The following is a 19,606-nucleotide window of genomic DNA, read 5'->3' as shown; positions in this document are numbered from 1 at the left end:
TTGCCCCGACGCGGGGCAGCGCCACTAATGTGGTGATGGAGCGGAGGAGCGAGGATGGGGACCTTCAAGGCGATCGTGATCGACAAGACCGAGACCGGTCAGACGGTCGAGCGTCGTGATTTCGACGAGGCCGACCTCATGGAGGGCGATGTCACCGTCCGGGTGGCGTATTCGACCCTCAACTACAAGGACGGCTTGGCGCTCACGGGCAAGGCGCCGGTCGTTCGCCGCTTTCCAATGATCCCGGGAGTCGATCTGGCGGGAACGGTCGAGCAGTCCTCGCACCCTGAGTTCAGGCCGGGCGATGCGGTGGTCCTCAACGGCTGGGGCCTCGGGGAGACCCATCTGGGCGCCTACGCGCAGAAGGTGCGCGTTCGCGGCGACTGGCTCATCCACCTGCCGAAAGGACTGACCCCTTATCAGGCCATGGCGATCGGCACCGCCGGGTACACGGCCATGCTGTGCCTGATGGCGCTCGAGCGATACGGCCTGCGCTACCACCGCGGGCCCGCCGTCGTGACCGGTGCGGCAGGGGGCGTCGGATCGGTCGCCGTGGCTCTTCTCGCCCGGGCGGGCTGGCAGGTGATCGCCTCGACCGGCCGGCCGCAGGAGGCGGAGTATCTGAAACATCTCGGGGCGGCGGAGATCATCGAGCGCAGCGAGCTGACGGGCCCAGCCCGGCCGCTCGGCAAGGAGCGCTGGCTTGCCGGCGTCGATACGGTAGGCTCCCATACCCTCGCCAACGTGCTCTCGATGACAAAATACGGTGGGGCGATTGCCGCCTGCGGCCTTGTCGGCGGCATGGATCTGCCCGCCTCCGTCGCCCCCTTCATCCTGCGAGGCGTGTCCCTCCTCGGGATCGATTCCGTCATGACGCCACGCGCGCTTCGATTGGAGGCGTGGAGCAGGCTGGCTCGCGATCTCGACCACGAGAAGCTCGAGACCATGACGACGTCGATCACCCTCGATCAGGTGGTGGAGGCGGGACGCACCATCGTTGAAGGCAAGGTGCGCGGGCGGATCGTGGTCCAGATCGACTGAGCGGCGACAGCCTTATTGCGCCCTGGCGCCGCCGCCCTCGATCCACTTCTTCTGGCGGCTGATCTCGGCGGCCATGAAATCCATGAACGCGCGCACGCGGGCCGATTGGCGCAGGTCCGGGTGGGTGAGAAGCCACAGGCCCGCCGAAAAGTCCGGGTTCACATCGGAGAGACGCACGAGGCTTCGCTTGCCGTCGGCGATGAAGCAGGGGAGAGGACCGATTCCGAGGCCGGCCTCCACGGCCTCGGCCAATCCTAGGACCGTGTTCACCTTGTAGGTGATCCGCTCGAGGGGGACGCGGTCGCGGACGAAGCGTGCCGCCTTGAGAGTGGCAAGATTGTCGCCGAGGGCGACCCAGGAGCGCTGATAGAGGGCCGGCGTATCCATGACCTCGGCGGGGTTCGGAAAATCCGCCACGCGGCCATAGATCGCCCAGGCAATCGTCGCGACGCGCCGTCCCACGAGGGTCTCGGGCGGATTGTCGGTCGCGCGGATCGCCACGTCCGCGTCGCGCTTCGAGAGATTCAAGGCCTGGTTGGCCAGTACGACGTCGAGACGCATCTCAGGGCAGGCTGCGAGAAATTTCGTGAAGATCGGCGTCAGCATGTGCACGAGGAGCGTGTCGTTTGTCGTGACCCGTAATTCCCCCGTCGGGGCTACCGCCTGTCCTGCGAGCTTGCGCGTGAAGGTGGCGACATTCTCTTCCATGTGCTCGGCAAGGGATGTCATCTCTTCGCCCGCGGGCGTCAGCACATAGCCGGTCCGGTGCCGTTCGAAGAGCTTGACCCCGAGGCTCTCCTCCATCTGGCCGAGACGCCGAAAGACCGTGGAATGATTGACGCCCAGGCGCTCCGCGGCACCTGCCAGCCCATTGGCCTCAGCGATGATCTTCACGAGTCTGAAATCGTCCCAGACAAGGTGCTGCTTCGCCACGGCTTTGCATCCACGCAAAAACTATCCTGCAATACTAACACTAGTCTTGCAGTTGGGAAAGATTATCCTGACCGAGCATAACAATTGCAGTGGACGATCGCGACCGGGAAGCCATCTTCGCATGTTTCCCGCACGCTGTCTTGAGCTCATCTGACGGGAGATTCGAATGGCTAAGGTTCTGGTTCTTTATTATTCGTCCTGGGGACATATCGAGCAGATGGCTTACGCCGTTGCCGAGGGCGTCCGCGAGGCGGGTGCCGAGGTGGTGGTGAAGCGGGTGCCTGAACTCGTGCCGGAGGCCGTGGCGAAGAGCGCCCATTACAAGCTCGATCAGAAGGCCCCCATCGCCACCGTCGAGGAGCTTCCGCAATACGACGCCATCATCTTCGGAACGCCGACCCGCTATGGCAACATGACGGCGCAGATGAAGAACTTCCTCGACCAGACCGGTGCCCTCTGGGCCAGCGGCGCCCTCGTCGGCAAGGTGGGTTCGGTCTTCGCGTCGAGCGCGACGCAGCATGGCGGCCAGGAATCGACCATCCTCACGTTCCACCCGGTGCTTCTCCATCTCGGCTTCGTCATCGTGGGACTGCCCTATGCCTTCGCTGGCCAGATGGGCGTGGACGAGGTGAAGGGCGGGTCACCCTACGGCGCCTCCACGATCGCCGCCGGCGACGGATCCCGCCAGCCGAGCGCGGTCGAGCTCGAGGGAGCCCGCTACCAAGGCCGCCACGTGGCGCAGATCGCTACCAAGATCGCCGCGAAGTAGATCGCGCAAGCCGGGCGGAGCCTGTTATCGCTCCGCCGCGGCGCGTCCGAGCCTGTCGTTGATGGCCTCGCCCAGCCCGGTTTCGGGGATGGGGCCGACGGCGATGGTTTGAGCACCCGAGGCATCGAGTTGCCTCAGGGCCGAGAAGAGATGAGCGGCGGCCTCCGTGAGGTCGCCCGTCTCGCTCAGGTTTAGAACCGCCGTGGCGCGCTCGAGGCCGTGCGGCTGGTCGCCTCCGAACAGTAGCGCCGCTTCGCCGGCGCGGATCTCCCTGGCGTCGAGGCGAACCCGTGCCCGCGGCGCGTAATGGGACGCGAGCATCCCGGGCGCGACGGGGCTCTCGCCGGTCTCGGGCATGGCTTCGAGCTTCCGGCCGATGGCGTCCTCGATGGCTTCCCGGGTGACGCCGCCGGGACGAAGCAGGTGCGGCGTGTCGCCGAGGCAGGATACAATCGTTGATTCCACACCAACCTGCGTGTCGCCGCCGTCGAGAACGGCATCGATGCGCCCGTTCAGGTCGCCGAGGACATGGTCGGCCGCTGTCGGGCTGACGCGGCCCGACCGGTTCGCCGAAGGCGCCGCGACAGGGCGGGCGACTGCTGAGAGAAGCCGATGGGCGAGGGGGTGTGACGGGACTCTGAGCCCGACGCTGCCGAGCCCGGCGCGGGCGAGGTCCGAGACGGTGCAGGTCGGCGCGACAGGGACGACCAGGGTCAGCGGTCCTGGCCAGAAGACTTCAGCGAGACGGCGGGCCGTATCGTTGAAAAGGCCCTGGGTGAAGGCAGTCGAGATGCTGTCCACATGGGCGATCAGGGGATTGAAGCGCGGGCGTTCCTTGGCCGCATAAATCTTGGCGACCGCCTCGGGCCGGGACGCATCCGCTCCGAGGCCATAGACGGTTTCCGTCGGGAATGCGACAAGACCTCCACCCCGCAGGATCTCCGCCGCACGCGCGAGACCGGCCTCATCCGCCCGGAGACGCTCCGTTTGGACCATTGACCCTTGATCGTTCACGTCTAAACTATCCTATTCCTGGCCTGTGGCGGGTTTAGCTGCGTAGCGACCTGCGTCAATATCAAAAGCCTTCCGCCGAAAGGAACCACGATGGACTATCGTGCCCCGGTCTCCGACATCGCCTTCACCATGCGTCATGTGGCGGGCTTCGACCGCGCACTGGAGGATGGCCTTTATGGCGATCTTTCCGTCGACCTGGCGGAGACCATCCTGGCGGAGGCGGGCCGGTTTGCAGGTGACGTGATCGCTCCCCTCAACCGCGGGGGCGACACGCATGGCGCCACATGGAAGGATGGCAAAGTCACCACCGCGCCCGGCTGGAAGGAGGCCTACCGCGCCTGGACGGAGGCGGGTTGGAATGCCCTCCCGGGACCGGCGGATTTCGGCGGTCAGGGGTTGCCGACGCTTCTCAATTCGGCCTGCGTGGAAATGTGGAACTCCGCCTCCATGGCCTTCGGCATTGGCCCGGTCCTCACCATGGGCGCCATCGAGGCCCTGGCGACGCATGGGACGGAGGACCTGAAGAGCCGCTATCTCGCCAAGCTTGTCTCCGGCGAGTGGACGGCGACCATGAACCTGACGGAACCGCAGGCCGGCTCGGATCTCGGCGCTCTGCGCTCCCGCGCCGAACCGGTCGGCGACGGCACGTACCGCATCAAGGGCCAGAAGATCTTCATCACCTATGGCGAGCACGATTTGGCGGACAACATCGTCCATCTCGTTCTGGCGCGCCTGCCCGACGCCCCGGCGGGCACCCGCGGCATTTCCCTGTTCCTCGTGCCGAAGTTCCTGCCCGACGGGTCCCGCAACGATCTGCGCTGCGCCGGCATCGAGCACAAGCTCGGCATCCATGGATCTCCCACCTGCACGATGGCGTTCGGCGACCACGACGGCGCCATCGGCTGGCTCCTCGGCGAGGAGAACCGTGGCCTCGCCTGCATGTTCACCATGATGAACAATGCCCGGCTCGCCGTGGGGCTTCAGGGCGTCGCGATCGCGGAACGCGCCTATCAGCAGGCGCTGTCCTACGCGAAGGAACGCCGTCAGGGCCGTGCGCCGGGCCCTGCGGGCGACGGCATGAGCCCGATCGTCGAGCATCCCGACGTCCAGCGGAACCTGCTCACCATGAAGGCGCTCACCGCCGCGTCCCGGGCCATCTGCTACATGACGGCCGCTGCGATCGACCGGGCGCATCTGGAATCGGACGAATCCGCACGCCGCAGCGCGAACGAGCGGGCCTCGCTCCTGACGCCGGTGGCGAAGGCATTCTCGACCGATATCGGCGTCGAGGTCGCGTCCCTCGGTGTCCAGGTTCATGGCGGCATGGGCTATATCGAGGAGACGGGCGCGGCGCAGCACCTGCGCGACGCGCGCATCGCGCCGATCTACGAGGGCACGAACGGCATCCAGGCCATCGATCTGGTCATGCGCAAGCTGCCGATGTCCGGCGGCGACACGGTCCGGGCGCAGATCGCCGGCATGCGTGCCACGGTCACGCGCCTCATGAAGGAAGGAACGCCTCTTTTCGGGAACACGGCGGCGCGATTGCGCGATGCCATCGAGAGCCTCGACCGGACGACCGGGCATCTCCTCAAGCTGGTGCTTGCGAATGCGCCCTCCCAGGCGCTCGCCGGCGCAACGCCGTATCTGCGCCTCTTCGCCCTCGCCCAAGGCGGAGCGGCCCTCGCCGATGCGGCGCTGGCCGCCAACAGAATGATCGGCGACGGCGACGCGGATCCCGCCCATGCAAGCCGGATCGCGCTCTGCCGCTTCTTTGCGGAAAACATCGCCGTCGGCGCCAAGGGGCTCGAAGACATGGTCCTGAGCGGCGCGGGCTTCCTCCACGATGCCCCTGCAATCCTGGCGAGCTGACATCATGAGTCTCGAAGGCAAGACGCTCTTCATCACCGGTGCCTCCCGCGGCATCGGTGTCGCCATTGGCCTGCGTGCTGCCGAGGACGGCGCCAATGTCGTGATCGCGGCGAAGACCGCCGAGCCGCATCCGAAGCTGCCCGGCACCATCTACACGGCGGCGGAGGAGATCGAGAAGGCCGGCGGCAAGGCGCTTCCGCTCGTCGTGGACGTACGCGACGAGGAGGCTGTGAAGGGCGCCATCGAAAGGACGGTCGCGACCTTCGGCGGCCTCGATATCGTGGTGAACAACGCCAGCGCGATCAGCCTCACGCGGACACCGCAGACCGACATGAAGCGCTTCGATCTGATGCACCAGATCAATACCCGCGGCACCTTCATGGTCTCGAAATACGCGATCCCGCACCTGGAAAAGGCGGAGAACCCGCACATCCTCATGCTCTCGCCGCCGCTCGACATGAAGGAGAAATGGTTCGCGCCGCATCTCGCCTATTCCCTTGCGAAATACGGCATGAGCCTGTGCGTCCTCGGGCTTGCGGGGGAACTGCGGGAAAAGGGCATCGCGGTCAACGCGCTCTGGCCGCGCACGACCATCGCGACGAGCGCGGTGAGGAATCTCCTCGGCGGCGACGACATCGTCCAGGCAAGCCGCACGCCGGCGATCCTGGCCGACGCGGCTCATGCCATTTTCGGGAAACCGGCAAAGGGCTTCACCGGCCAGTTCCTGATCGACGACACCTTCCTGAAAGGGGAGGGCATGACCGATTTCGAGAAATACCGGGTCGATCCGTCCAGGCCCCTGATGCCGGATTTCTTCGTTCCGGACGGCGCCTAGGGCACCTGCCGGCCCGGGACACAGGGGGCCCATCGGATGCGGGTGGCTGATGTTGCTCTCGCGAATGTCACAGAAAAACGCTAATGCTTCCTCCGAGCAGGCGGAGACTGGCATGATCATCGTCCACAGGCCGATCGAGGGAGCGCGAACGGAGTCGCTGGAGCGAAAGGTCCTGCGGCCGGACGACGCCATTCCAGAGGATGCCCTGTGGATCGACCTCATCGACCCGTCCCGCGCCGAGGACAAGCTCGTCGAGAGGCACCTTGCGATCGAGATCCCCACCCGGGAGGAAATGGCCGATATCGAGCCGTCCGAGATCCTCTATCGCGAGAACGACGCCCGCTACATGACGGCGCGCGTCCTCTGCGGGTCCGACAGCGAGGTGCCGAAACTCATCGACGTGTCCTTCATCCTGACCGAGCGGGCCCTGGTGACCGTGCGTTATGGAGAGCCGCGGTCGTTTTCCATGTTCGCGGCGCGCGCGGTGAAACCGGGCGGCTGCCGGCCACAGGCGGAGGCGGTCCTCGACGGGTTGATCGAGACGATCATCGACAGGGCGGCGGAGATCCTGGCTCAGATCGGCTCGCGTATAGACCGCCTCTCGCAAACGGTCTTCGAGAACGACCGCCTCGGCGCACGGCGCGCAGCCAGTTTCCGGGCGGCGCTCAGGTCCATCGGCCGCAAGGGCGATGTCATTTCCAATGTCCGCGAGAGCATGGTGTCGGTCGAGCGTCTCCTGCTCTTCCTGTCGGCCAGCATGCCGCGACCGCAGAAGTCGAAAGGCTTCCAGGCGGAATGGCGCACCGCCATTCGCGACGTGCAATCGATCGAGGAGCATGCGACCTTTCTCTCGAACAAGCTGCAGTTCCTTCTCGATGCGACGCTCGGTCTCGTCACCATGGAGCAGAACGACATCATCAAGCTGTTCTCAGTGGTGTCCGTGATCTTCCTGCCTCCGACCCTGGTGGCCTCCATCTACGGCATGAATTTCGAGATCATGCCGGAACTGCACTGGAAGCTCGGCTATCCCTTCGCCATCCTGATGATCATTGTCGCCGCGATCCTTCCTTATGTGTTCTTCCGCTGGAAGCGGTGGCTCTGAGAGGGCGATGACATGTGCGGGCGCTACGCCATCACCCTGCCGCCGGAGGCCTACCGCAACCTCTTCGGCTATCCCGAGCAGCCGAATTTCCCGCCGCGCTACAACATCGCTCCGACGCAGCCCGTCCCCATCGTGCTCGAGGATCGGGGCGAGCGGCATTTCAGGCTGGTGCGCTGGGGTTTCCTGCCGTCCTGGGCAAAGGACCCGAGGGACTTTGCCCTTGTGATCAACGCCCGCGGCGAGACGCTCGAGACCAAGCCGACCTTCAAGGCGGCCCTCAAGCGGCGACGCTGCATCTTCCTTGCCGACGGTTTCTATGAGTGGCAGCGGCATGGGCGCGAGAAGGCGCCGTTCCTGATCCGCCAGCGCCATGGCGGGCCGATGCCGCTGGCGGGGCTCTGGGAAACGTATTCCGATCCCTCGGGCGGCGAGATCGACACCGCTGCCATCGTGACGACGGACGCCAACGGCGTGCTCGCCGCGGTGCATGATCGCATGCCGGTGATCCTCTCGTACGACGACATTGGAGCCTGGCTCGATGTGCGTGACGAAGACACGGCGAAGGCCATGCGGCTGGTTCGGCCCTGCCCGGAGGATTGGCTCGACATGGTTCCCGTCAGCCGCCGCGTGAACAAAGTCGAGAACGACGATGCCGGGGTGCAGGAGCCGCTCACCACGCCCGAGGCCGCGCCCGTCGTCGAGAAGCGCCGGGCCGCGAAGCCGCGATCCAGTGACGAGGACGACCAGGGGAGCTTGTTCTAGAGCGCCGCACGGGTCCCTCTACAGGGCAGCGCGTCGTTTGCTGCGGAAAACTCCGGTCTGCTTTCTTGCCGACGGGGCCCTTTGGACTTGCACGATGCGCCAGGCGGTCCGCAGCGGCTTGCAGGCAGCAAGAGAGCCGTCGGTCGTGGGATGCCCCATCATTTTGTCTCGGTTTCTCCCTTCATGTTTGATATCCATGTGTGAAGCCATGCGAGGCAGAAGGAGTCATCGATGATTGTCAGCGGCCACTCCCTGCTTGCGGCACTCGTCCTTGCCATCGCTCCCTTGCCGGCCTCCGCCCAGGACACGGGCGATCTGCCTGCCACGCTGAAGGAAGCATCCAGCAGCCAAGTGGCTGAGACGCTGCCCGCACCCGCCAGGAACGCCATCCTCGGCGCACGTGACCGCAAGCACTATGTCGCTGCCACAGTCGAATTTGCGAGAGTGGCCGCGGGTAAGGATGGGATCCTCACCGAAGCCGATGCGAAGGGATTCGCCAACGAAGACCCTCGCGCGGTCCAGATCCGGTATTATCTGAGGACCCCCTATCTGAAATCCTACTCTACGCCCCGGAAGCTCGGCAGCCGGTCGGTCCCGAGAATTCCCGTTCGCAGGATGGGCAAGATTGCCGGAGCGACGTGGGATAAGTTCGACGCCAACCACGACGGCGTTCTGTCGACCGAGGAGCGCGCCCCGCTGCGGGTGGCTCGCGGAGGGGCGGCGAATTCCCGTCCCCCCATGTAGCGATCCGGCAGGACGAAGGGCGCGGTTTCGAGGAGGGGTCCGGGCCTCGCCTCGGGTGCTGGTCGCGGCGCCACGGCTACTCCGCAATCGCCGATGACGAGGCCTCGCGGTTGGTCCGGCCTCGGCTTGCCGCGAAGAGGGCGCCGACAATCCGCTTCATCCCGAAGAGCCATGACCGACGCGAAAGATGAAGCATCGGCGCGCCAGTCCGCGCGAATCTACCCGAAAGAGGTGTTCTACCATTGCGCGCCTGCCGGGAAAATGAACTCGGCATATCTTCCCCTGCAGCGACCTTATTCCGCGCGCGATGCCGGTCTGGATTCGCAAGGGGGCTGCGATGCGGGTAACGGACGATCAACTGCTCCAGACCATGTTGAGGCGTTTGCGGCTACTGCGCGCCGGAGCCCAGGACCAGGCCGGGATCGACCCTGAAGCAAGTGATCTCGACGATCCGCTCAGGTCGGGTAGCGCTGCGTCGGTGACCGGCTCAGCCAGTTTCGGAATTCTCACGGGATCAAGCTCGCCGCCGCCTTCGGGCAACGATGACGCCTCCCAGGGACCGAGTGGGCCCGCGGGCCACGGGTTTGGGAGTGAAAGACCACCGAGCCACCTCGATCCGCTGACCCCGACCTCGGTCTCACCCGTCGATACGCCTGGAATCGATCCGATCATCGGTGCTCCCCGGCCTCTTTCGTTCGCACCCTTCTCGTCGATGTCGAGCCGAGGCTCCGGGCCCGTGATGGTCGGGACGCAGTCGCCTATTCCGTCCGTTACCGGCTTTTCCAGTGCCGGAGGCACGGGATCCTCCGCGACGTCGGTCCCGACGGCCTCCCGGCTGACGAGCACGAGTGTGGCTGGCACGTCGACAACGAGCGATCCGGTTTCGACAGGCACGAGCTCGACCGTGGCGCCTGCGCCTGGCGTCATCCAGGGGCTGACCGCGCCATCCTCTACGAGCAACGCCATCGTTCTGGAGAACCAGAAGCTGGGCTCTCCGGAAAGCGAGTGGGGTTTGCCCAACGGCGTGGGCGACAACAACATCCAGGGCTTCGCCACCAACATCAGCGTCAATCACGGCAGCACGATCGATTTCAAGATCGCCACCGACTCCACGCATTACCGTCTCGATATCTATCGACTCGGCTATTATGGCGGTGCTGGCGCCCACAAGGTCACCTCGATCGAAAAGACCCTGGATTCGGCGCAGATTCAGCCGCACCCGATCGTTGATTATTCCTTGGGCCTGATCGATTGCGGCAACTGGTCCGTGTCGGCGAGCTGGGATGTGCCGGAGGATGCCGTCTCGGGCGTCTATTTCGCCAAGCTCGTTCGCGAGGATGGTACGGAAGGACAGAACCTCATCCCGTTCATCGTGCGGAACGATGAAGACAAAAGCGACATCACCTTCCAGACGTCGGATACCACCTGGGCGGCCTACAATGCCTGGGGTGGCGCGAGCCTTTATTACGGGCAGGTTCCCCTGAATCCCGATGACATGATCTCCTACATTCCGCCGAATTGCAGCTGCGGACTGACGGCGATCGGTCGCGCCTACGCGGTGAGCTACAACCGGCCCTATATCACGACCACGAGCCCTACCGGCGGGCCGTGGGATTTCATCTTCGGCGCCGAATATCCGGCCATCCGCTGGCTCGAGCAGAACGGTTATGACGTCAATTATATTTCGGGCGTCGATTCGTCCCGCGACGGTGCACAGCTGCTCAACACCAAGGCGTTCCTCTCGGTGGGCCACGACGAATACTGGTCGGCCGAGCAGCGGGCGAACGTGGAAGCGGCCCGGGATGCCGGAGTCAACCTGGCCTTCTGGAGCGGCAACGAAGCCTATTGGAAGATCCGCTGGGAAACCAGCATCGACGGCAGCGGAACGGCCTATCGGACCCTCGTTTCCTACAAGGAGAGCCTGGCCCACGCCGACATCGATCCTTCCGATACCGGCACCGGGACCTGGCGCGACCCGCGTTTCGCCGAGGAGGGGCAGGAGCCCGAGAACTCCCTGACCGGCACGATGTTCATGGTGGATTCATACCGCCGTGACACGATCAGCATTCCCTACGACATGTCGCAGTTCAGGTTCTGGAGGAATACCTCCATTGCGGACCTGCAGCCGGGCGAAACCGGCACGCTCGCCCAGAATCTTCTTGGCTACGAATGGGATTCCGACGTCGACAACGGCTTCCGCCCGGACGGATTGATCAACCTGTCCCTCTCGACCATCAGCGTGAACACACTCCTCCAGGACTACGGATCCACGGTCGGACCGGGGACGGCGACGCACAGCCTCACTCTCTATCGCGCGGAAAGCGGCGCACTCGTCTTCGGCGCCGGAACGGTCTACTGGTCCTGGGGGCTCGACGAAAACAACTCCGTCGAAGCGACGCAGACCGATCCCAATGTCCAGCAGGCCATGGTGAACCTGTTCGCCGACATGGGCATTCAGCCGCAAACCCTGCAGGCCAGCCTCGTTCTGGCCGCGGCCTCGACAGACCATACCGCCCCCACCGCAACGCTGAGCTTCCCGAACGGAACGGCGAACATCTACGAGGGCCAGCAGATCACGATCAGTGGCACCGCCGCCGACGTGGGCGGCATCGTCGCCGGGGTCGAGGTCTCCACTGACGGTGGCACCACGTGGCACAAGGCGTCGGGACGCGAGACCTGGACCTATACCTGGCATACCCAGGACAGCGGAACCTATCAGATCCTGGCTCGCGCGGTGGATGACAGCGTCAATCTCGGAGGTGCGACGACGCCCATCTCCGTGACTGTGCAGCCTGCCCTCACGGACAGTTTCTTCGAATTTTCCGATACGCCGGAAACCTTGTTCAACGTGGATGCCGGCAATGTCGAGCTCGGCATGAAATTCACGAGTTCGGCGTCCGGCTTCATCACCGGAATCCGGTTCTACAAGCCGGCTCAGATCCTGGGCGAACGGGTGGCGCATCTCTGGTCGTCGGACGGCACGCTGCTGGCAACCGCAAACTTCGACGACATGACCTATTCGGGCTGGCAGACGGCAACCTTCTCCGCGCCCGTCGCAATCGCTGCCGGCACGACCTATGTGGCGTCCTATCACACCAAGTACTATTCCATCACCCAGAACTATTTCACGACTCCACAGACGGCAGGGCCGCTGACAGCCCCCGTGGGCGCCTCCGTCTATGCCTATGGAGACGGTGCCCTCTTTCCGACCTCCGATGGCAACAACGCGAATTACTGGGTCGACGTCATCTTCGATTCCGGTCCGCAGCAGCCCCCCGTTGCGACGGCGGACAGCGGTTTCACGACCGTTCAGAACAACGCCCTCACGATCTCGGTGGCTTCTCTTCTGGCCAACGACACGGATCCGAACGGCGACGCCCTCGCCATCACCGGCGTGAGCGGCGCCACCAACGGCAGCGTGGCGTTCGACGCCCAGACCAATACCGTCACCTTCACGCCCACGGCCGGTTATACCGGCGCGGCGGGCTTCACCTATACGATTTCCGACGGCCATGGCGGGACGTCTTCGGCCAGTGTCGGCCTGTCGGTGATCGACGAGAGTGCCGTTCCGGTTTCCCTGTTCTCGTCATCCGCGACACCGGCGATCCTGTCGAATACCGACCCGGGTTCCGTGGAATTGGGGATGAAGTTCCAGGCCTCGACCGCCGGCACGGTCAGCGGTATCCGCTTCTACAAGGGCAGCGGTGATACCGGGGTGCACGAGGGGCATCTGTGGACGTCGACCGGGACGCTGCTGGGCACCGTTACGTTCGGCAACGAAAGCGCGAGCGGCTGGCAGACGGCGACCTTTACGAATCCCATCGCCCTCAATCCCAACGAGACCTATGTGGTCTCCTATCACAGCAACGGACACTATGCCTCGACGTCAGGCTACTTCACGTCGCCGGTCACGAACGGGCCGCTGACGGCGCCGGCCGGCAACAACGGCGTCTATGCCTATGGCACGTCGGCTCTGTTCCCGACCAATTCCTATGGGTCGGCCAATTACTTCGTCGATGTCCTGTTCAATGCGACGCCCGTGGAGAACCTCGTGCCAGTGGCGGCGGCGGACAGCGGTTTCTCTACCGTGAAGGACAGCGCTCTGGCGATTGCCGGCGCCTCGCTCCTGGCCAACGACACGGATCCGAACGGCGACACCCTCGCCATCACCGGCGTGAGCGGCGCCACCAACGGCAGCGTGGCGTTCGACGCCCAGACCAATACCGTCACCTTCACGCCCACGGCCGGTTATACCGGCGCGGCGGGCTTCACCTATACGATTTCCGACGGCCATGGCGGGACATCCTCCGCCACCGTCGATCTATCGGTGATCGAGGAGAGCGCGCAGTCGGTGTCCCTGTTCTCCTCCGCTACGACGCCGGACGTGCTCTCGAATGCCGATCCCAATGGGGTCGAACTCGGCATGAGGTTCCAGGCCAGCACCGCAGGAACCGTTAGCGGCATCAAGTTCTACAAAGGCTCGGGCGACACGGGAGTCCATGAAGGTCATCTGTGGACATCGACCGGGGCTCTCCTCGGCACCCTGACCTTCAACAACGAGTCGGCAAGCGGCTGGCAGACGGCAAGCTTTGCGAACCCCATCGCTCTCAATCCGGGCGAGACCTATGTGGTCTCCTACCACAGCAACGGGCACTACGCGTCCACCAGCAACTACTTCGCCTCGGCCGTAACGAACGGGCCGCTGACGGCGCCGGCAGGCAACAATGGTGTCTACGCCTATGGGTCGTCGGGCCTTTTCCCCACGAGCACCTACGGGTCCACGAGCTACTTCGTCGATGTCCTGTTCAACCCGATGACGACCTGAGGAGTGGTGATGACGGTCACGACCACCGGGAGTAAATCGCTCCTGCCCGTCACGGTCCTGTGCGGCTTTCTGGGAGCCGGCAAGACGTCACTGCTCAACCATATTCTCAACAACCGCGACGGGCGGCGCGTCGCCGTCATCGTCAACGACATGAGCGAGATCAATATCGACGCCGATCTCATCCGCAACGGTGGCGCCGATCTGTCCCATACCACGGAGCAATTGGTCGAGCTGACGAACGGATGCATATGCTGCACGCTCAGGGACGACCTTCACTCGGAGATCGCCCGTCTGGCCGGGGAGAAGCGCTTCGATTACCTGTTGATCGAGGCGACGGGCATTGCCGAACCGCTGCCGATCGCGGCGACCTTCTCGTTCCGCGGTGAAGACGGATTTTCCATTTCGGACGTTGCGCGCCTCGATGCCATCGTCACCGTCGTCGATGCGCAGAGCCTGGCAAACGACTTCAGCAGCCGCGACCTTCTCCGGGAGCGCGGGCAGGAGGCGACGCCGGACGACGAACGGTCTCTCGCTGACCTCCTCGTGGATCAGATCGAATTTGCCGATCTCATCGTGATCAACAAGATCTCGTCTGTGGAAGAGACAGAGCGCGGGCGGGTTCGCAGCATCGTTCGTGCCCTCAACGCGGATGCGGCGCTCGTCGAGACAGATTTCGGCAGGGTTCCGAATGAGCGCATCTTCGATACGGGCCTGTTCCGGGAAGGCAGGGCCGCCACCCATCCGCTCTGGTTCAAGGAACTCCACGGGAATGGCCAGCACACTCCCGAGACCGAGGAATACGGCATATCGAGCTTCGTCTTCCGGGCACGCCGACCCTTCCATCCGGCGCGGCTGAAGGCCTTCCTCGACCGGCGATGGCAAGGCCTGCTGCGCGCAAAGGGGCATCTCTGGCTCGCAAATCGTCCTGACAATGTCGTCCACTTTTCCGTGGCGGGCGCGCAGGTGCGGGTCAACTTCAAGGGCTTGTGGTGGTGCGCCGTTCCGAGGCACAAGTGGCCGAACGTGCCGCAGTTCCATCATTATCTGCGGCCTCGCTGGGATCCCGTCTGGGGCGATCGGCGGCAGGAACTGGTCTTCATCGGCACCAGCCTCGACGAGGCGGAAATCCGCGCCGCGCTATCGGCGTGCCTCCTCGGACCCGAGACGCATTTCGATCCTTCCGCATACGCACATCTTGGCGACGATCTCGGTCTGGGCGATGCTCCGGACGTGCTCGGTCATGAAGCGGAGACAAAAGGTGCAGCGGCGATGCAGAATCCGTCCCCGCCGGCGAGGCAGGTTCTGACCGCGTGAGCCATTCCGCCGCGGAGCCGGTGCGCGCGGCTCCGTTTCAGAGCCGGCGCGGCCTCTTTCTCGCCACCTCCCGCCGCAGGATGCCGACGACTTCGAGATGGGGGGAATGCTTGAACTGGTCGACGGGCGCGACGCGCTCAAGCGTGTAGCCGCCACCCATCAGGATCGCCGCGTCGCGGGCAAAGGTGGCCGCATCGCAGGAGACGCTGACCACGAGGGGAACCTTTGAGGCCGCGATCTGCCGGGCCTGCGCTTCAGCTCCCGCGCGCGGCGGATCGATCACCACGGCGTCGAAGGCGTTCAACTCGAGTGTGAGCAGCGGGCGCCGGAAGAGGTCGCGTGCCTCAACGGTGACGCGCCGCAGGCCGGGCGTCCCGCGCGCCGCCTTGTCGAGGGACGCCACCGAGCCTTTGTCGCTTTCGACCGCATGGACATCGGAACGCTCCGCAAGGCGCAGGGCGAAAGGCCCGCAGCCGGAGAACAGGTCGGCGACACGCTTGGCACCGGAACACGCCTCGACGGCGAGACCTGCGAGGGTCTCCTCGCCGCGTTGCGTCGCCTGGAGGAAGGAACCGGGCGGCGGAACGACGGTGGCGCGGCCCATGGCAATGGCGGGCGGGCGGCGCTCGACGATGACGTCTCCATGAAGCGAGAGGCGCGCGAGATCGAGGGTAGCGGCGAGCTCGATCAGGCTGAAGCGATCCTTGTCCTTGACCGGGCCGTGACCGCGAATATCCACGTCGAGGCCGGATTGCGTCGCCGTGATTTGGATATCGAGGGGTTTGCGGGCGGATTTCAGGTGCTCGCCGATGGCGCGCGCCACTTGCGGCGCACGGCGCTGCAATGCCGGTACGGCGATAGGGCAATGGTCGATCTCGACCACATGGTGGCTGCGGGCCGCCATGTAGCCCACGTGCATGGCGCGGTCGGGAAAGCGCACATGCAGGGTCACGCGCCTGCGTCCGTCGCCATGGGCATCGACCATCGGTTCGAGGGGAGCGTCGATCCGCGCCTGATGCAGGGTGTGCGCGAGAATGTCCCGCTTCCACGACTGATAGAAACCATGACGCATGTGTTGAGTCGCGCAGCCGCCACATTCGCCGAAATAGGGGCAGAACGGCGTCTCACGCTCCGGCGATGCTTCGACGACGTGCGCAAGCCGCGCCCGCGAGCCGTCGCGCTCGATTTCCACCGTTTCGCCAGGAAGCGCATAGGGTACGAAGACAGGGCCCTGGCTCGTCGCCGCGATCCCGTCCGCTTTGGCGCCCAGGCGCTCGATGGTCACCCGTTCATCCACGGTGCGCTCCCAACAGAAATTCCCGATTGCCGTCGCCACCTTCGATGGGCGACGGGACGAGTCCGATGATCGTGAAGCCCAGCCCGGCCACGAAGGCCGTCATATCGTCGCAGACGGCACGGTGAACGGCCTCGTCGCGCACGATACCCTTCTTCACGCGCTCGCGGCCGGCCTCGAATTGCGGCTTCACGAGGACCGCGAGGGACGCGCGGGGCTTGAGCAGGGCGATCGCGGCCGGGAGGACGAGCTTGAGGGAGATGAAGCTGACATCTGAGACGAGGAGGTCGGCCAGCTCCGGCACGAGAGCGGGTGTCAGCGTTCGCGCGTCGGTCCCTTCGAGATTCGTCACGCGCTCGTCCTGCGCGACCTTCGGATGCAATTGGCCATGCCCCACGTCCACGGCATAGACATGGGCGGCGCCGCGCATCAGCAGCACATCGGTGAATCCGCCCGTCGAGGCGCCGATGTCGAGGCAGACGCAGCCCTTCGGATCGATGGCAAAGGCATCGAGCGCCGCTGCCAGCTTCACGCCGCCGCGGGAGACGTAAGGGTGAGGCTGCTCGGCAGTGATCACCGCCTCCTCCGGCACCAGGTCGGAAGCCTTGCGGAGGGTCACACCGTCGGCAGTGACGACGCCGGCTGCAATCGCCTCCTGCGCCCGCGCCCGGCTCGTGAAGAAGCCCCGCTCGACGAGGACCAAATCGGCGCGTTTGCGGGTCATGCCGCTCTCATGGTGATGTTCCGCTCATGATGCAGGACACTTACCCCTCCCTGACCGGGAGGTCGAGCGCCCGTTCGGCCACCCTGTCGTCCTGAGGCGCCGCTCTGCCCTCGTCAGGCCCTTGCCTTGTGCGACTGGTCCTGGCCCAGGGCCTCGAACACCTTGGTGACGATTCCCGCCGCGTCGAGCCCGGCCCTGGCATACATGCGCTCGGGCTTGTCGTGGTCGATGTAGCTGTCCGGCAGTACCATGGCGCGGGCCTTGAGGGTGCCGCGATCGAGGACCCCTCTGTCCGAAAGAAGCTGGAGCACGAAGGAGCCGAAGCCGCCGATGGAGCCTTCCTCGACGGTGACCAGCACCTCGTGCTCTCGGGCGAGGCGGAGGATCATCTCCTCGTCGAGGGGCTTGGCGAAGCGGGCGTCGGCAACGGTCGTGGAAAGCCCGCGCGCTTCCAGTTCCTCCGCCGCCTTCAAGGCCTCCGAGAGACGGGTGCCGAGGGACAAAATGGCGACGCGGCTGCCTTGCTTGACAATCCGGCCCTTGCCGATGGCAAGCGGGATGCCGTGCTCGGGCAGGTCGACGCCGACGCCTTCGCCGCGGGGATAGCGGAAGGCGATGGGGCCGTCGTCGTAGGCCGCCGCGGTGGCGACCATGTGGACCAGTTCCGCCTCGTCGGCGGCGGCCATGATCGTCATTTTCGGCAGGCAGCCGAGAAACGCGATGTCAAAGGAGCCTGCATGGGTGGGCCCGTCCGCGCCGACGAGGCCCGCCCGATCGAGGGCGAAGCGCACGGGCAGGTTCTGCAGGGCGACGTCGTGCACCACCTGGTCGTAGCCGCGCTGAAGGAAGGTGGAATAGATCGCGCAGAACGGCTTGTAGCCTTCCGTCGCCATGCCGGCCGCGAACGTGACGGCATGCTGTTCCGCGATGCCGACGTCGAAGGTGCGGCCGGGGAATTCCTTGCCGAACATGTCGATGCCGGTGCCTGTGGGCATGGCCGCGGTAATGGCGACGATCCTGTCGTCCCTAGCCGCTTCCCTGATCAGGCTCTCGCCGAAGACCTTCGTGTAGGAGGGTGCGTTGGCCTTGGCTTTCGCCTGCGCGCCCGTCACCACGTCGAAGGTGACGACGCCGTGATACTTGTCGGCGGCGGCCTCGGCCGGGGCATAGCCCTTGCCCTTCTGGGTGACCACATGGACCAGGACCGGCCCGGTCTCTGAATCGCGCACGTTCTTCAGGATCGGCAGGAGATGGTCGAGATTGTGCCCGTCGATGGGGCCGACATAGTAGAACCCCAGCTCCTCGAACATCGTGCCGCCGGTCCAGAACCCGCGGGCGAATTCCTCCGCCTTGGCGGCCTTGTCGTAGAAGAATTTCGGCAGCTTCTTCGCGAGCTGCTTCGCCGTCTCGCGGATGCCGCGATAGGTGCCGCCGGAGACGAGCCGCGCGAGATAGGACGACATGGCGCCGGTCGGCGGGGCAATGGACATGTCGTTGTCGTTGAGGATGACGATGAGGCGCGAATGCATGGCGCCGGCGTTGTTCATGGCCTCGTAGGCCATGCCTGCCGACATGGCGCCGTCGCCGATCACCGCGATCACGTTCTTGTGGCGCCTGTCGAGATCGCGCGCCACGGCCATTCCGAGCCCGGCCGAGATCGAGGTCGAGGAATGGGCGGCGCCGAAGGGATCGTATTCGCTCTCCGCCCGCTTGGTGAAGCCGGACAGGCCACCGGCCTGACGCAGGGTGCGGATGCGGTCGCGACGGCCGGTCAGGATCTTGTGCGGGTAGGCCTGATGTCCCACATCCCAGATCAGCCGGTCGCGCGGCGTGTCGAACACGTAGTGAAGCGCCACCGTCAGTTCGACCACGCCGAGCCCCGCGCCCAGATGTCCGCCTGTGACGGAGACTGCGCCGATGGTCTCGGTCCGCAACTCGTCCGCGACTTGCCGGAGCCGGGCCTCGGGGAGGCGACGTAGATCCTCAGGTGACGAAATCGTATTGAGGAGGGGTGTGGACAAGGTCACTCTCGCCAGGGCGTTCAGGAAAAGGCGCTTGGTGCCGGACAGAACGTTCTGAGGGATCGCGGGCCCGGGATCTGCCGCATCGGCGACAGGTTGAAGCTATTCCTCCACGTCGAGCGGTGTCTTGCCGGCGGCCTGACCGTCGGGCCCGATGGTGATCTTCTCGATCCGGGCTTCGGCCTTCTTGAGAAGCTGCTCGCAATGTTTCTTCAGGGCCTCGCCGCGCTCGTAGATCGCAATCGAATCCTCGAGCGGGACGTCGCCACGCTCGAGCCGCCGCACGATCTCCTCCAGTTCGGCGAGGGCCTTCTCGAAGGGGAGAGCCTTGATGGAAGTGATGTCGCTCATGCCGC

14 protein-coding genes and 1 pseudogene are annotated in these 19,606 nt (G+C 65.1%); 9 read left to right on the top strand and 6 right to left on the bottom strand.

Annotation, left to right across the window (positions count from 1 at the left end; genetic code table 11):
- Window positions 1–54: 54 nt before the first annotated feature.
- Window positions 55–1,041 carry an acrylyl-CoA reductase (NADPH) gene (gene acuI / locus AC522E_RS14185; RefSeq protein WP_500746904.1) on the top strand — a complete coding sequence of 329 codons (987 nt, stop codon included), beginning with the start codon at window positions 55–57 and terminating at the stop codon, window positions 1,039–1,041.
- 12 nt (window positions 1,042–1,053) lie between these two features.
- Here acuI and AC522E_RS14180 read toward each other — a convergent pair whose 3' ends face one another.
- Window positions 1,054–1,974: a LysR family transcriptional regulator gene (locus tag AC522E_RS14180; RefSeq protein ID WP_500746903.1), complete on the bottom strand. Its 921-nt coding sequence runs from the start codon at window positions 1,972–1,974 to the stop codon at window positions 1,054–1,056.
- A gap of 166 nt (window positions 1,975–2,140) precedes the next feature.
- On the opposite strand from AC522E_RS14180, the gene wrbA reads away from it, so the two are divergent.
- On the top strand, window positions 2,141–2,743 hold the full coding sequence (gene wrbA / locus AC522E_RS14175; protein WP_500746902.1) for an NAD(P)H:quinone oxidoreductase: 603 nt from the start codon (window positions 2,141–2,143) through the stop codon (window positions 2,741–2,743).
- A 24-nt stretch (window positions 2,744–2,767) separates the two neighbouring features.
- On the opposite strand, the gene AC522E_RS14170 is transcribed toward wrbA, so the two are convergent.
- Window positions 2,768–3,757, bottom strand: coding sequence for an L-threonylcarbamoyladenylate synthase (locus AC522E_RS14170; protein ID WP_500746901.1), 990 nt, complete (start codon window positions 3,755–3,757; stop codon window positions 2,768–2,770).
- Between the two features lie 90 nt (window positions 3,758–3,847).
- On the opposite strand from AC522E_RS14170, the gene AC522E_RS14165 reads away from it, so the two are divergent.
- The 7 genes and pseudogenes from AC522E_RS14165 to AC522E_RS14135 all read left to right on the top strand — a co-directional run bounded on the left by AC522E_RS14165 (window position 3,848) and on the right by AC522E_RS14135 (window position 15,211).
- The gene (locus AC522E_RS14165; RefSeq protein WP_500746900.1) at window positions 3,848–5,629 is read left to right on the top strand and encodes an acyl-CoA dehydrogenase family protein; all 1,782 of its coding nucleotides are present in this window, start codon (window positions 3,848–3,850) and stop codon (window positions 5,627–5,629) included.
- 4 nt (window positions 5,630–5,633) lie between these two features.
- Window positions 5,634–6,464, top strand: coding sequence for an SDR family oxidoreductase (locus tag AC522E_RS14160; RefSeq protein WP_500746899.1), 831 nt, complete (start codon window positions 5,634–5,636; stop codon window positions 6,462–6,464).
- A gap of 112 nt (window positions 6,465–6,576) precedes the next feature.
- Window positions 6,577–7,566, top strand: a complete 990-nt coding sequence (locus AC522E_RS14155; protein WP_500746898.1) for a magnesium transporter CorA family protein — start codon at window positions 6,577–6,579, stop codon at window positions 7,564–7,566.
- A 12-nt stretch (window positions 7,567–7,578) separates the two neighbouring features.
- The gene (locus tag AC522E_RS14150; RefSeq protein WP_500746897.1) at window positions 7,579–8,328 is read left to right on the top strand and encodes an SOS response-associated peptidase; all 750 of its coding nucleotides are present in this window, start codon (window positions 7,579–7,581) and stop codon (window positions 8,326–8,328) included.
- 231 nt (window positions 8,329–8,559) lie between these two features.
- Window positions 8,560–9,072: a hypothetical protein gene (locus AC522E_RS14145; RefSeq protein WP_500746896.1), complete on the top strand. Its 513-nt coding sequence runs from the start codon at window positions 8,560–8,562 to the stop codon at window positions 9,070–9,072.
- Between the two features lie 763 nt (window positions 9,073–9,835).
- Window positions 9,836–13,897, top strand: a pseudogene (locus AC522E_RS14140) (DUF4082 domain-containing protein); the annotation flags it as partial.
- 9 nt (window positions 13,898–13,906) lie between these two features.
- Window positions 13,907–15,211 (top strand): GTP-binding protein, encoded by a 1,305-nt coding sequence (locus AC522E_RS14135; protein WP_500746895.1) that lies wholly within the window; start codon window positions 13,907–13,909, stop codon window positions 15,209–15,211.
- Between the two features lie 37 nt (window positions 15,212–15,248).
- Here the strand turns inward: AC522E_RS14135 and AC522E_RS14130 are convergent, their stop codons facing one another.
- The 4 genes from AC522E_RS14130 to AC522E_RS14115 form a co-directional block, all read right to left on the bottom strand.
- Window positions 15,249–16,508 carry a class I SAM-dependent RNA methyltransferase gene (locus AC522E_RS14130; protein WP_500746894.1) on the bottom strand — a complete coding sequence of 420 codons (1,260 nt, stop codon included), beginning with the start codon at window positions 16,506–16,508 and terminating at the stop codon, window positions 15,249–15,251.
- Complete coding sequence (locus AC522E_RS14125; RefSeq protein ID WP_500746893.1) at window positions 16,501–17,229, bottom strand: TlyA family RNA methyltransferase; 729 nt, start codon at window positions 17,227–17,229, stop codon at window positions 16,501–16,503. The genes AC522E_RS14130 and AC522E_RS14125 overlap by 8 nt, the downstream gene beginning before the upstream one ends.
- A 113-nt stretch (window positions 17,230–17,342) precedes the next feature.
- The gene (gene dxs, locus AC522E_RS14120) at window positions 17,343–19,256 is read right to left on the bottom strand and encodes a 1-deoxy-D-xylulose-5-phosphate synthase (RefSeq protein ID WP_500746892.1); all 1,914 of its coding nucleotides are present in this window, start codon (window positions 19,254–19,256) and stop codon (window positions 17,343–17,345) included.
- A gap of 96 nt (window positions 19,257–19,352) precedes the next feature.
- Window positions 19,353–19,601, bottom strand: coding sequence for an exodeoxyribonuclease VII small subunit (locus tag AC522E_RS14115; protein WP_500746891.1), 249 nt, complete (start codon window positions 19,599–19,601; stop codon window positions 19,353–19,355).
- Between the last annotated feature and the right edge of the window lie 5 nt (window positions 19,602–19,606).

The organism is Microvirga sp. BF8 (assembly GCF_059888585.1).
Note: the sequence above shows the minus strand (reverse complement) of the source record. Positions and strands in the feature narration are given on the sequence as shown.

What these genes read in the sequence shown, in the direction of transcription:
- acuI (WP_500746904.1), top strand. Translation starts at nt 55, where the DNA reads ATGGGGACCTTCAAGGCGATCGTGATCGACAAGACCGAGACCGGTCAG.
- wrbA (WP_500746902.1), top strand. Translation starts at nt 2,141, where the DNA reads ATGGCTAAGGTTCTGGTTCTTTATTATTCGTCCTGGGGACATATCGAG.
- AC522E_RS14165 (WP_500746900.1), top strand. Translation starts at nt 3,848, where the DNA reads ATGGACTATCGTGCCCCGGTCTCCGACATCGCCTTCACCATGCGTCAT.
- AC522E_RS14160 (WP_500746899.1), top strand. Translation starts at nt 5,634, where the DNA reads ATGAGTCTCGAAGGCAAGACGCTCTTCATCACCGGTGCCTCCCGCGGC.
- AC522E_RS14155 (WP_500746898.1), top strand. Translation starts at nt 6,577, where the DNA reads ATGATCATCGTCCACAGGCCGATCGAGGGAGCGCGAACGGAGTCGCTG.
- AC522E_RS14150 (WP_500746897.1), top strand. Translation starts at nt 7,579, where the DNA reads ATGTGCGGGCGCTACGCCATCACCCTGCCGCCGGAGGCCTACCGCAAC.
- AC522E_RS14145 (WP_500746896.1), top strand. Translation starts at nt 8,560, where the DNA reads ATGATTGTCAGCGGCCACTCCCTGCTTGCGGCACTCGTCCTTGCCATC.
- AC522E_RS14135 (WP_500746895.1), top strand. Translation starts at nt 13,907, where the DNA reads ATGACGGTCACGACCACCGGGAGTAAATCGCTCCTGCCCGTCACGGTC.
- AC522E_RS14125 (WP_500746893.1), bottom strand. Translation starts at nt 17,229, where the DNA reads ATGACCCGCAAACGCGCCGATTTGGTCCTCGTCGAGCGGGGCTTCTTC.
- AC522E_RS14115 (WP_500746891.1), bottom strand. Translation starts at nt 19,601, where the DNA reads ATGAGCGACATCACTTCCATCAAGGCTCTCCCCTTCGAGAAGGCCCTC.